Genomic DNA, 12790 nt, shown 5'->3' with positions numbered 1-12790 from the left:
TAGAAGCCGCCTATGACTGACGCCGCCGCTCCCGCCTCCCCCATCCGCCCCGAAGCCCGCAGCCCCCGGGGGTTCGCCGACCGTCGCGGCCGCGACCTGATCGCCGAGCGTCGCCTCGTGCAGCGTGTGTCCGAGGTCTATGAGCGCTGGGGCTTCGAGCCGCTCGATACGGGGGCCTTCGAATACGCCGACGCCCTGGGCAAATTCCTGCCCGACGCCGACCGTCCCAACGAGGGCGTCTTCGCCCTGCAGGACGATCCCGACGAAGAGGGCAATGGCGAGTGGATGGCGCTGCGCTACGACCTGACCGCGCCCCTGGCGCGGTTTGCGGCGCAGAACTGGGAGACCCTGCCCAAGCCGTTCCGCCGCTACGCCTTCGGGCCGGTGTGGCGCAACGAGAAGCCGGGGCCGGGGCGGTTCCGCGAGTTCGTCCAGTGCGACGCCGACACCGTCGGTTCGGACCGGCCCGAGGCGGACGCCGAGATCATCGCCATGGCCTGCGAGGGCCTGCAGGCCGCGGGCCTGGCGGCCGACCAGGCGGTGATCCGGGTCTCGAACCGCAAGCTGTTCGACGGCCTGTTCGAGGCCGGCGGCGTGACCGATCCGGTCCAGAAACTGACCGCCCTGCGCGCCATCGACAAGTTCGACCGCCTGGGCTGGGCCGGGGTCTCGGCCCTGCTCGGCGAAGGCCGCATGGACGAGTCCGGCGACTATACCAAGGGCGCCAACCTGCCGATCGGCGTGGCCGCGACCATCGAGGCCTTCCTGGCCTCGGCCGGGGACGCCGGCCTGTCGCGGGCGGGGACGCTGGAGGCCGTGGCGCGGGCCGGGGGCCTGGGCGCGGTCGGCGAGGGGGCGCTGGAGGAGCTGGCGGCCATCGACCGAGCCCTGAACGCCATGAAGGTCCCCGAGGCCGCGGTGCGCTTCGACCCGACCATCGTGCGCGGGCTGGAGTACTACACCGGCGCCGTGTTCGAGGCCGAACTGCTGCTCGAGACCACCGATGACAAGGGCCGGGCCGTGCGCTTCGGCTCGATCGGCGGCGGCGGGCGCTATGATGACCTGGTGGCGCGCTTCACCGGCGAGCGGCTGCCGGCGACGGGCTTCTCGTTCGGCGTCTCGCGCCTTGCCTCGGCCCTGCGCGCCGCGGGTCGGGAGATGGGCGAGGCGGTTCGCGGCCCGGTCGTGGTGATCGTCTTCTCGGAAGCCGACATGCAGCACTATCTGAACGCGGTCGCCGAGCTGCGCGGCGCCGGTCTGGCCGCCGAGCTCTACCTCGGCCGGGCCGGGATGAAGGCGCAGATGAAGTACGCCGATCGGCGTAATGCTCCTGCCGCCGTAATCCTCGGCGGCGACGAGATCGCGGCCGGCCAGGTGACCATCAAGGATCTCGATGCGGGCCGCGCGCGGGCCGCCGACATCACCGATAACCAGGCCTGGAAGGCCGAGCGTCCGGGTCAGGTGACGGTCGCCCGCGGCGACCTTGTGGCCACGGTTCGCGCCATGGTCGAAAACGCCAACTGATCAGTGATCAGTCATGAATTTCAAGCGTTTCGCCTGGCGCTTGATTGACTTGATCGGCGGAATGTCGTCATTCTGCGGACACTCGGAAGACGCGGCGTTCTGACGCAGCGGCCTTTCGGAGGCGTTTCGGGGAGGAAACGTCCGCTCCGTAGAGAGCGAAAGAAAGCCCGCCGCGATGTATCCCCCGCGGCGGGCTTTTTCGTGCCCGGACGATGCCGATGGGACCAGGATGCGGCCCCGTCCGAACGCGAAACTGAACTCAAGAAACGAACGCAAAAAAGAGGGCGGTCTGGAGCCCGGATGGTAGGGGGGCCCGAACGCCAGACCGCCAACCCCGGGGTGGCGTGCGCGCCGGGGATGACGAGGGCGCTGAACCGCGGAACAGCAAAGCCTCGTGTCCTCACACTGCTTAGCTTCAAGCTTCACGGCAACGCAGCCAGAAGGACTAGTCCTTTCGACTAGCCCTCTCCGCCAGTCATGAAAAAGGGCCAGAGCGTCGCCGCTCCGGCCCTCGTTCGTTCGGCGATGAGGTCCGCTTACCAGATGCGGACGCGGTCTTCCGGCGCCAGGTAGTATTTCGAACCGGGCTGGACGTTGAACGCGTCGTACCAGGCGTCGACGTTGCGCAGCGGGCCGATGACGCGGAATTCCGCCGGCGAGTGCGGGTCGGTCGCGATCTGGTTCTTCAGCGCGTCCTCGCGGTATTTCGACTGCCACACCTGGGCCCAGCCGTAGAAGAAGCGCTGGTCGCCGGTGGTGCCGTCGATGACCGGCGAAGGCTGGCCGTTCAGCGACAGGTGATAGGCCTCAAGGCCGACCGCCGTGCCGGCGGCGTCGCCGATGTTCTCGCCCATGGTCAGGCCGCCCTGGACCGGGTGGCCCGGGATCGGCTCGAAGGCGTCGTACTGGGCGCCGAGGCGGGTCGTCAGGGCCTGGAAATTGGCCTTGTCGGCATCGGTCCACCAGTTGCGCAGCACGCCGTCGCCGTCCGACTTGGAGCCCTGGTCGTCGAAGCCGTGGCCGATCTCGTGGCCGATGACGCCGCCGATGCCGCCGTAGTTCACGGCCGGGTCTGCGTTCGGATCGAAGAAGGGCGGCTGCAGGATGGCGGCCGGGAAGACGATCTCGTTGTTGGTCGAGTTGTAGTAGGCGTTGACCGTCTGCGGGGTCATGCCCCACTCGGCCTTGTCGACCGGCTGGTTCAGGCGGTTCAGCTGGTAGTTCCACTGGAAGAGGCCGGCGCGTTCGGCGTTGCCGAACAGGTCGTCGGCGCGGATCTGCAGGGCCGAGTAGTCACGCCACTTGTTCGGATAGCCGATCTTGACGGTGAATTTGGCCAGCTTCTCCTGGGCCGCCGCCTTGGTCTCGGCGCTCATCCAGCTGTAGTTCTCGATGCGGTGGCCGAGCGCGATGCGCAGGTTGGCGACCAGCTCTTCCATCTTGGCCTTGGACTCGGCCGGGAAGTATTCGGCCACGTACTGGCGGCCGACGGCTTCACCGAGCATGCCTTCGGCGAAGCTGATGCCGCGCTTGTCGCGCGGACGCTGCATCGGCTGGCCGTTGAGGTCCCGCGAGCGGAACTCCCACTGGGCGTCCGAGAAGCGCTTGGACATCACCCCGGCGGCGTCGTCGGTGGTGTGGAAGGCCTGCCAGGCCTGGATGGTGGCGATCGGGGTGTCGGCATAGACGGCCGCGATCTTCGGCATGGCCGTGTCCTGACGGACGATCAGGCGCGGCACGTCGCCGACGCCGATGGCCGAGTAGTAGTCCTGCCATGCGAAGCCCGGAGCCTCCGACGCCAGCTGGGCGATGGTGTACTCGTTGTAGGTCTCGTCGCGGTTGCGGTTCTGGATCGGGGTCCAGTGGGCTTCGGCGATCTTGGTCTCGAAGGCGACGATGTCGGCGGCCGACTGCTCGGGGTTCTCCCAGCCGACCATGGTCAGCATGCGGGCGACGTAGGCCTGGTACTTCTCTTTCTTGTCCGCGAAACGGGCGTCCAGATAGTAGTCGCGGTTCGGCAGACCGAGGCCCGACTGGCCGGTCGAGACGACGTAGCGGGTCGGGGCCTTCTGGTCGGTCGTGATGCCGGTGCCGAAGATCGAACCGCCGAAGCGGCCCTGGGTCTGACCCATGTAGAGCGCGGCCTTGTCGTGGGTGTCGGCGGCGCGGATGGCGGCCAGGTAGGGCTGCAGCGGCTGGGCGTCCAACTGCTCGATGCGGGCCTCGTCCATATAGGCGCGGTAGGCGTCGGCGATCTTCTGCTCATCGGAGCCGGCGGCCAGATCGGTGCGGGCCACCAGGCCTTCGATCATGCCTTTGACGCGGTTGTCGGACAATTCGCGCAGCAGGTTGAAGGAGCCGTAGGAGGTCTTGTCCGACGGGATCTGCAGACGATCCAGCGCAGCGCCGTTGGCGTAGCGCATGAAGCTGTCGCCCGGGTTCACCGAGGTGTCGCGCCCGTTGAGGTCGAAGCCCCAAGTTCCGTACTTCGGCGCGTCGGTGCCCTGATAGCCCAGGACGGTGGCGCCTTCGCCCGGGGCTTGGAACAGTTCGAACACGGTGCAGGCCTCGTCCACGCAGGCGTGGTCATGGCCGTCGTCGGCGAAATGCTGAGCCAGGGCGGGCGCGGCAGGCAGGAGCAGGGCGCCGACCGCGGCGCCGATGAGCAGCTTCTTCATTCAGTTTCCCTCGACTTTCCGTCGCTTTGGACGGGCCGGCGGCGACCCTTACGCCGCGGACCCGGCCTGTCGTCTGAATTTTTTGTCATGAAGCGACGGACTTCCCGCGCGCGCGTCGTTTCAGCCAAAGGCTGAAGCAGGCGGGGCTCACGACCCTGCGCACGCATCTTTGAAGATCGCTGTTGCGAAACGCTTGCAGTGCGGAAACCGCAGCCATTAGGCTCCCCATATAATCACGATCGACAGGTGAGCGCTTCACGGCACAGGCCGCGGGGTCGGCTGCGATCGTGACCCACGGGAGTTCGGATGGCAGCGCACGGCGGCGGCGAGTACAAGGACCTGATCGTCTTCCTGGCTGCGGCCGGGGTGGTCGTGCCGCTGTTCAATCGGTTGAAGATCAGCCCCGTGCTGGGCTTCCTGGCCGCCGGGGTGCTGCTGGGTCCGGACGGGCTGGCGCGCTTCGCAGATCGCGCGCCCTGGCTCGGCACGCTGACCATTTCCGACGCCCAGCAGATCCGGTCGCTGTCCGAACTGGGCGTCGCCTTCCTGCTGTTCATGATCGGGCTGGAGCTGTCGTGGGAGCGGCTCAAGGCCATGCGCAAGATGGTTTTCGGCCTGGGGCTGACCCAGGTCGTGCTGTGCACGGTGGGCATCGCCGCCGTGTTGATGCTGATGGGCCAGCCGCTGGTCTCGGCGGCGGTGCTGGGCATGGGCCTGGCGCTGTCGTCGACCGCCGTGGTCATGCCGGTGATGGCCGAGCGCGGGCGGCTGGGGGGCGCGACGGGCCGGGCGACCTTCTCCATTCTGCTGGCCCAGGACCTGGCCGTGGCGCCGATCCTGATCACCGTCACCGTGCTGGCCGCGATGGCCCAGGAAGGGGTGACGCCGGCCGGGGAGTTCGACCCCTCGGTGCTGGGCCCGGCCCTGTTCACCCTGGTGCCCGCGGCCATCGGCCTGGCCCTGATCGTCGTCCTCGGCCGGCTGGTGCTGCGGCCGATGTTCCGCTCCGTGGCCAAGGCGCGCTCCAAGGGGCAGGGGCAGGAGCTGTTCGTGGCCGCCAGCCTGCTGGTGGTGGTCGGGGCCGGCCTGGCGGCGCAGGCGGCGGGCCTGTCGATGAGCCTGGGCGCCCTGGTCGCCGGCCTGCTGCTGGCCGAGACCGAATTCCGCCGCGAGGTCGAGGTCTCGATCGAGCCCTTCAAGGGGCTGCTGCTGGGGGTCTTCTTCGTGGGCGTCGGCATCGCCCTGGACCTCGACGCCGTGGCCGCCGATCCGGCGGCGGTGTTCGGCCTGGCGGCGGGGCTGACCCTGCTCAAGGCCGGGATCATCTACGGCGCGGCGCGGGCCTGGGGCGTGAAGAACCGCAACGCCATCGAGACGGCCTTGGTCCTCGGTCCGGCCGGGGAGTTCGCCTTCGTCATCCTGGGGGCCGGCCTGGTCGAGGGCATCGCGTCGCCGGCCTTCACCCAGACCATTCTGGTGGCGGCGACGATCAGCATGTTCAGCGTGCCGCTGATGGCCCTGATCGCGGATCGGCTGCTGCGTAAGGTCGCCCCGGCGCAGCCGGACCTGCCCCCCGAGGCCCTGGTTCCGTCCGGGGCCCACGGCGAGGTGCTGATCGTCGGTTTCGGCCGGGTCGGCCGGCTGGTCGGCGAGATGCTCCATGAGCACGGCCAGTCCTTCATGGCCCTGGACGCCAACGCAGTGACCGTGGCCAAGGGCCGGGCCGAGGGCTCCAACGTCTTCTATGGCGATGCGGCCCGGGCCGACATGTTGGACAAGTGCGGCATCGAGTCGGTGCGGGCGGTGGTGGTGACCATGGACGCCCCGACCAAGGTCGACGAGGTGGTGGCGGCGGTGCGCTCGGCCCGCCCCGAGGTCATCCTGATCGCGCGCGCCCGCGACTCGCGCCACGCCGAGCGGCTGTATCGTCTGGGCGTCACCGACGCGGTGCCCGAGACGACGGAGGCCAGCCTGCAGCTGGCCGAGAACACCCTGGTCGATCTGGGCGTGCCGATGGGCCTGGTCCTGGCCTCGATCCACGAACGCCGTGACCGTTTCCGCAAACTGTTCCAGGAGGCCATGCCCGACGACGCACCCGCCAGACGCCCGCGCGCCCTGCGCTCGACCCAGCGCTCATGACGCGCCGACCGCCGGTTCGTGACCCGGTCCGGGACACAAAGGCGAAGTTATCATCCTTTCAGACAGGTCCGTTAACCTGCCTACCCCATTTTGGTCATCGTTGCGTGATGACTGATCCATTAGTCGTAAGACGCCGCGGACCTCCCCGTCCGTTTCCCCTCCCCATCGCTTCGGCGGTCGTTTTTCGATAGCGGGCCTGTTGTCCCGCCGTTAGTCGAGTAACCGTTTTCATGCGAGACATCGCCCTGCCTACCCCCGAAACCGAAACCGAAACCCAGGCCCCGCGCCTGAACCGCCGTCAGGCGGCCAAGGTCCGCACGCGCCAGAAGGTTCTGGACGCCGCCCGCCAGCTGTTCGCCGAGCGCGGCTATGAGCCCGCCACCATTCGCGACATCGCCAAGGGCGCCGGCATGTCGACCGGCGCGGTCTTCGCGAACTTCCAGGACAAGGCCGAGCTGTTCGAAGCCGTGCTGGCGACCGACATGGTCGCCCTGGCCGAGGTCATGAAGGCGGCCGCCCAGACCGAAGGCTCGGTCCGCACGCGTCTGCTGGCCGCGCTGAGCGCCGCCTATCACTCGTCGCTCGAGCAGCTGCCGCTGGTGCAGGCGGTCATCGCCCGCTCGTGGTTCCAGCCGGTCGCCGCCGAAATGCGCGTCCGCGCCGCCATCAAGCCGCTGGTTTCGGTCGTCACCGACGCCCTGCAGGCCGGCGTCCGCGAGGGCGAGCTGCGCCAGGACGCCGACGTGCGCCTGCTCAGCGAGCTGATCTACGGCGCCTATCTGTCGAACTACCGCCAGGCCGCCTACGACGGCTGGACCAGCGACCAGCTGGCCGAGCGCATGGGCAAGCAGATCGACGTGATCCTCGCCGGGGCGCTGGCGCGCCAGTAACCCGCGGCGGCAAGCGGAGCCGTTCCGGCGCGCTTCTTGCAACGGTCCTGAAACCACCACCACTGCCAAGGCCGCGACGCCCCCGTCGCGGCCTATTTTTTCGCCATGTGGCTTGATGATCGCCGCTAGGCCAATGGCGGCTGATCGCGGGCGTCCTCGGGTGAACACCTGATGGACCTTCGATTGGCTTCCGAGGATTGCTCCCCCAACAGCGCAGATGGGTGGAAAGCGGATGATCGGGTCAGACCAATTCACGCGGCGCACTGTGATCCAGACGGGCGGTCTGGCCGTTGCGGGCGGCCTGCTTGCGGATTCGCTGCCGGCGCACGCAGCGGTTCAGGCCGACTTCGATATCGATCAGGTGTTCGCCGGGTTCATGCGCGACATCGGCGGTGGGGCCTCCGACGCCGGCGGGAAGGTCACGTTCACAGGCGCCGATCCGATCATCCGAAGCCATTTCCGCGTCGGCTCCTGCATGGCGATCGCCGCCATGGGCGCAGGACTGGGCGCGGCCGCCATCTGGCGTGAGAGAACCGGCGAGGCGCAGGACCTGACGGTCGACCTGCGGGAATCCGTCTACAATGTGAACCCGCTCATCGGCGCGATCCTGTTGATGGCGCAGCGCGACGGCACCGTCCCGGCCGCGGACGCCATCCCCCGTGATTTCGTGATCCCCACGGTGAACGGGCTCATGCTCCAGGCGCCGCTGGGGCTCGGCAATCCGCTGACCTTCGTGCCCTTCGAAACGCGCGACGGCCGGTTCCTGAACGTGACCGGCGCCTATCCGCACCTCAATGAGCGCGCCCTCACGACGATGAAGTCCCTCCCGGGGCGCGACAACATCGTCCGGGCGCTGAAGCAGGTCGACGCGTTCGAGTTCGAAGAAGAGCTGAACGCCGCCGGCGGTGTCGGGGTGGTGCACCGGACGCGGGAGGAATGGCTGGCGCATCCGGAAGGCCAGGTGCTGGCGCGCACGCCCCTTATCGAGATCATCAAGATCGCTGACGGCGAGCCGGTCCCCTGGTCGCCCAACCCGGCCCAGCCGCTGTCGGGTCTGCGGGTGCTTTCCAACACCCACGTCATCGCCGGCACATGCGCGTCGCGCACGCTGGCCGAATACGGGGCGCAGGTTCTGCATGTCGCTCGCGACCAGGCGTTCGAGCACGAGGCGATGGTCGTCGACGTCAACGTCGGCATGCGGTCGACCTTTGTCGACCTTCGCAATCCCGACCAGAACAAGCGGCTCAAGGGTCTGGTGCCGCAGGCCGACGTGTTCGTTGAGAATTTCCGTGTCGGCGCCCTCGATCGTTTGGGCTTCGGCGCGGAGGAACTCGCTGCCGGTCACCGCGGACTGGTCTACCTTTCCGGCAATCCCAACAGCGCGAGCGGCCCCTGGGCGACCCGTGGCGGCTTCGACATGGAAGGCCTGTCCGTGTCAGGCTTCACGCTGGAGGAGGGCGGCGGCGGAGGCGTGCCGCGTTTCCCCCCGACGCTCGTCATGAACGACTATATCGCCGGCTACCTCGGCGCTTGCGGCGTGATCGCCGCACTGCGTCGGCGCGCACGCGAGGGCGGCAGCTATCACGTCCGGGTCAGCCTGACGCGGGCAGCCATGTGGTACGCCAGCCTCGGCCGTTTCCCAGACACGGCATTTGACCTGTCGGGGCCCGACAATCGACTGATCTCGCCCGAAATCCTGGTGGCCCAGACCCCATACGGCGAAGTGCGGCGCCTTGGGCCACAGGTGAAGCTCGAACGCACACCGGGGCGCTGGCGCACGCCGCTCGTGGCGGTGCGCGGAGGCGATGCGGTGGCCTGGGCGTGACGGGCTCACGACATCACCCGGCGGCGATCGGCAGCGTGGCGGAGGTCGCCTCCTGCCTCGCCTTGGCGCTGGCCGTGCTGGCGCCCGCGGCGCCGGCGCGGGCCCAGGACATCGTCGGGCTCGCAGATGGTGGTGCTGACCTTCCGGTAGTCACGCAACCGGAACCGGGGCCTCCGCCTGATCCGACCGCGGTGGCTCCCCACCTTCCTTCCGTCCAGGATCCCGAGGACGAGCCCCTCTATCCCGAACTTCTCGAGTCGACGATGTCGGTCGAGGGGGATCTTGAACCCGATGGACCGCCGGGGCCGCGGCGAGCCACAGCGCTTGCACCGTGGTTCACCTGGAAACAGGGACTGACCGAGCGGCACGGCCTGACCATCGGCGGGTCGTGGGGCATGCTCTGGCAGAACTATTCGGACAGCCGGATCGACGAACACAACGCCGTCGGCAGCAAATTCACCTTCAACCTGTCCTACGCGCTGACGAACCGCGGCCAGCCCAACGCACTGACGTTCGACATGGCGGTCGAGGACCGGCGGCCGCTGTTCACGGACCTGGCGCCCCTGCAGGCCGGAATCGGCGCGGGGTCGGCAGTGCCCACGGCGGCGACCTGGGGCGACTTCAGCCTCGGGATCACCCAGGCGTACGTCCGGCAGAACCTTGCCGACAACCGCTTCCAGTACGCCGTAGGCAAGCTCTTCGCGCCCAACTTCGTCAACGCCTATCCGTTCTTTGACGACAACCGGCAATTCCTCAGCCTGCAGTTCTCGACCAGTCCGACCATCGCCGTGCCGCTGCGCGGATTCGGCGGCGTCGCGGCCGCCTTCCCCACCGAGGGCGGACTCTACCTGAAGGGCGGCGTCTTCACGCCCTACAGCAGCGACACGGGCTGGACTATCGACGACTTCTTTGGCGAGGACGCCAAATTCTACTTCTTCGAAACCGGTTGGAGCGGCCTGTCGGGACGCGGTGCGCCGATCCATGCGCGCGGGCCGATGGACCGGAATAATTTCCATATCACCAGTTGGTACCGGGACGCCCTGAATGACGGCAGCCCGCGCGCCTACGGTTTCGCCTTCAACGCCAACTTCATGGCGGGGGAGGACTTCATGTGGTTTGTGCGCGGCGGCTGGTCAGACGGCTGGCTGGCGGACCGGAATCTGAGCGCCGGCTTCGGCTGGCGGCATCCCAACGCCCCGTCTGACCTGTTTGGTTTCGCCGGCGGTTGGACCAGCCCTGCGGCCGACTTCCTCGACAGTCAGTACACCACCGAGGTCTTCTATCGGTATCATCTGACCGAGAACCTGGCCCTGACTCCGGTCCTGCAGGTCGTGCTGAATCCAACGCTCTACCCGACGAGGGATTCCATGACCGTCCTCAGCGTGCGGGCGCGCGTCACTTTCTGATCTGGCGACTGTTCGCCCGCCTCAGCTCTTCCACCGCAGCGTCGTCGCCTTGACCGGGTTCGCGAACGGGCGACCCTCCGTCCGCGCCTTGATCCATTCGCGCTTCAGCTGCTGGTACCATTTGGCCTGTTTGTCGGCGTCGTCGATCCAGATCAGGGCCGGGTCGTAGCGCAGGCCTTCGTTCTGCAGGTTCACCATGCCGCCGTCCTGCTTGAGGAAGGCGACCACGCCCATGCGCAGGAAGGGCTTGGCGACGTTGAAGATCCAGTGGTCGGACCAGAAGATCTGGGTGATCCGGGTCCTGGTCTCGGTGATCGGGGTCAGGCAGGTCAGGGCCAGGACCTGCTTCGGGCCGACCTGGATGTGCTCCCACCGGTAGCCGGGCAGGCGGAAGGTGATCTCGGTGGCCGGGGCGCCGCCCAGCAGCTTGTAGGCCCGGCTGTTCGAGGACGGGGCGTGGCGGACCATGGAGAAGCCCTGCTCGCGCGGCTCGAAGGCCTTGGCCTTCTCGTGCATGGAATGCGCCGAGCGCCACCACCACTGCTGGTGCACGAAGGGGCCGTGGGCCGGGTCCATGAGGCCGACGACGGCGTGGTCGATGTGGCTCTCGAAATCCATCCACTCGACCAGTTTGGCGTCGCCGCCGACCACGCCGGGGAACTGCGGCGGCTCATGGTCGGGCTCGGAGGGATTGCGCGGGTCCGAGGCGACCCAGGCGAAAACCATCCCCTGGCTCTCGCGCACCGGATAGGCGCGGACGCGGATCCGCTCGGGTTCATAGGCCTGGTCCTCGACCAGGGAGGGAATGGCGGCGCAGACGCCGTCGGGGCGGAAACGCCAACCGTGGTAGCAGCACTCGACCGTCTCGCCCTCGCCGGGCTTGTCGACGACGCGGCCGGCCGACAGAGGGGCGGCGCGGTGCGGGCAGATGTCGCGCATGGCGAAGACCTGGCCGGCCTTGGTGCGGCCGATCAGGACCGGCTCGCCGAGCAGCTCGTAGCGCTTCAGCGAAGTCGGCTTCACGTCGCGGGCCAGGGCCACGAAATACCAGGCGTCCTGGACGAAGCCCTTGCCGAAGGCGGTGGGCGGGGCCTTGGCTTCGGGCGTGGACGAGGTGGGCGAAGGGGCGCTGTCGGCAGGCGTCATGGGGTCAGTCTAGCGGCCTGCTTTCGCGAAGTCTTGACCGGCTGCATCCATTCGCGCCCTCTGCGACGACTAGGGGATGAAAACGGGCGCCGCGCCCGTCCAACGGGAACCGACGACATGAGCTTCAAGACCCTGACCGCCGCCGCCGCCCTGATCGCCGCCCTGTCGCTGGGCGCCCCGGCCTTGGCCCAAGACCACGGGGCCCACGGGTCGCACGCCCAGCACGGCCAGGCCGGCCACGGCCATGCGCACGCCGACTTCGAGTCGGGCCGCTTCCACGTCCGCATCGACGGCCCGGCCAATCCGGTCGGCGACGTCATTCTGATCCCGGGCCTGAGCTCGTCGCCGGAGGTCTGGGACGGCCTGACCGAGCAGCTGAAGGGCCGCTACCGCGTGCACCGGGTGCATGTGCAGGGCTTCGCCGGCGCGCCGGCCGAGGACAACGCCTCCGGCCCGGTGGCCGCGCCGGTGGCCGAGGACCTGGCGCGCTACATCGCCGAGCAGGGGCTGACCAAGCCGGCGGTGATCGGCCACTCGATGGGCGGCACCATCGGCCTGATGCTGGCCGCCCGTCACCCCGACAGCGTCGGCAAGCTGATGGTCGTCGACATGGTGCCATTCATGGGCGCGATGTTCGGCCAGCCGGGCGCCTCGGTCGAGCAGATCACGGCCACCGCGGACCAGATCTACGCCGGCATGGCGAACAGCCCGCGCGAGACCTACAACACCCAGGCGGCGGCCTCGATCAACGGCATGATCAAGACGGAGTCGCTGCGCGCCGGTCCCCTCGCGGACATGGAGGCCAGCGACCAGCAGACCTCGGCGGCGTCGTTCCGCGAGCTGATCGTCACCGACCTGCGTCCCGAGCTGGGCAAGATCACCGCCCCGGTCGAGGTGCTGTATGTGAAGTTCAACGACCCGCGTATGACCAATGAGATCACCGACGGGATTTACCGCGCCTCCTACGCCAATCTGCCGGGCGCCGAGCTGAAGCGGATCGATGACAGCGCCCACTTCATCATGCTGGACCAGCCGGCCGTGTTCGCCGCCGAGGTGAACGCCTTTTTAGAATAGGCCGTTTCAGGGTCATGCTTTCGGCGGAAACGTCCTTCACGATCCTGTTACGGACCCAAGTCGGGTTTCGTTGGGGGCGTTTCCGTACGCGAGCGTAACCGGCTAAGA

At 68.3% G+C, this 12790-nt stretch carries 8 protein-coding genes; 6 read left to right on the top strand and 2 right to left on the bottom strand.

Going from position 1 to position 12790, the window contains the following annotated elements:
• The first annotated feature begins 12 nt into the window (after positions 1 to 12).
• Complete coding sequence (hisS, locus tag ASC65_RS11360) at positions 13 to 1524, top strand: histidine--tRNA ligase (RefSeq protein ID WP_056453098.1); 1512 nt, start codon at positions 13 to 15, stop codon at positions 1522 to 1524.
• Positions 1525 to 2060: 536 nt separating this feature from the next.
• On the opposite strand, the gene ASC65_RS11355 is transcribed toward hisS, so the two are convergent.
• Positions 2061 to 4202, bottom strand: a complete 2142-nt coding sequence (locus ASC65_RS11355) for a M13 family metallopeptidase (protein WP_056453095.1) — start codon at positions 4200 to 4202, stop codon at positions 2061 to 2063.
• A gap of 306 nt (positions 4203 to 4508) precedes the next feature.
• On the opposite strand from ASC65_RS11355, the gene ASC65_RS11350 reads away from it, so the two are divergent.
• From ASC65_RS11350 to ASC65_RS11335, 4 genes are all read left to right on the top strand, one after another.
• Positions 4509 to 6341 (top strand): cation:proton antiporter domain-containing protein, encoded by a 1833-nt coding sequence (locus ASC65_RS11350; RefSeq protein ID WP_056453092.1) that lies wholly within the window; start codon positions 4509 to 4511, stop codon positions 6339 to 6341.
• Positions 6342 to 6571: 230 nt separating this feature from the next.
• Complete coding sequence (locus ASC65_RS11345) at positions 6572 to 7231, top strand: TetR/AcrR family transcriptional regulator (protein WP_056453089.1); 660 nt, start codon at positions 6572 to 6574, stop codon at positions 7229 to 7231.
• Positions 7232 to 7463: 232 nt separating this feature from the next.
• Positions 7464 to 9056, top strand: coding sequence for a CoA transferase (locus ASC65_RS11340; RefSeq protein ID WP_056453086.1), 1593 nt, complete (start codon positions 7464 to 7466; stop codon positions 9054 to 9056).
• Between the two features lie 191 nt (positions 9057 to 9247).
• On the top strand, positions 9248 to 10462 hold the full coding sequence (locus ASC65_RS11335; protein ID WP_156459643.1) for a carbohydrate porin: 1215 nt from the start codon (positions 9248 to 9250) through the stop codon (positions 10460 to 10462).
• A gap of 21 nt (positions 10463 to 10483) precedes the next feature.
• Here the strand turns inward: ASC65_RS11335 and ASC65_RS11330 are convergent, their stop codons facing one another.
• Positions 10484 to 11608, bottom strand: coding sequence for an aromatic ring-hydroxylating oxygenase subunit alpha (locus tag ASC65_RS11330; protein ID WP_056453081.1), 1125 nt, complete (start codon positions 11606 to 11608; stop codon positions 10484 to 10486).
• A 117-nt stretch (positions 11609 to 11725) separates the two neighbouring features.
• Between ASC65_RS11330 and ASC65_RS11325 the strand changes: the two genes are divergently transcribed.
• A complete protein-coding gene (locus ASC65_RS11325) occupies positions 11726 to 12682 on the top strand; it encodes an alpha/beta fold hydrolase (protein WP_056453078.1) in 957 nt (318 codons plus the stop codon).
• Positions 12683 to 12790: the final 108 nt, after the last annotated feature.

Source organism: Brevundimonas sp. Root1279, from assembly GCF_001425945.1.
GTDB lineage: Bacteria > Pseudomonadota > Alphaproteobacteria > Caulobacterales > Caulobacteraceae > Brevundimonas.
This window is presented reverse-complemented; position numbering and strand designations above follow the sequence as displayed.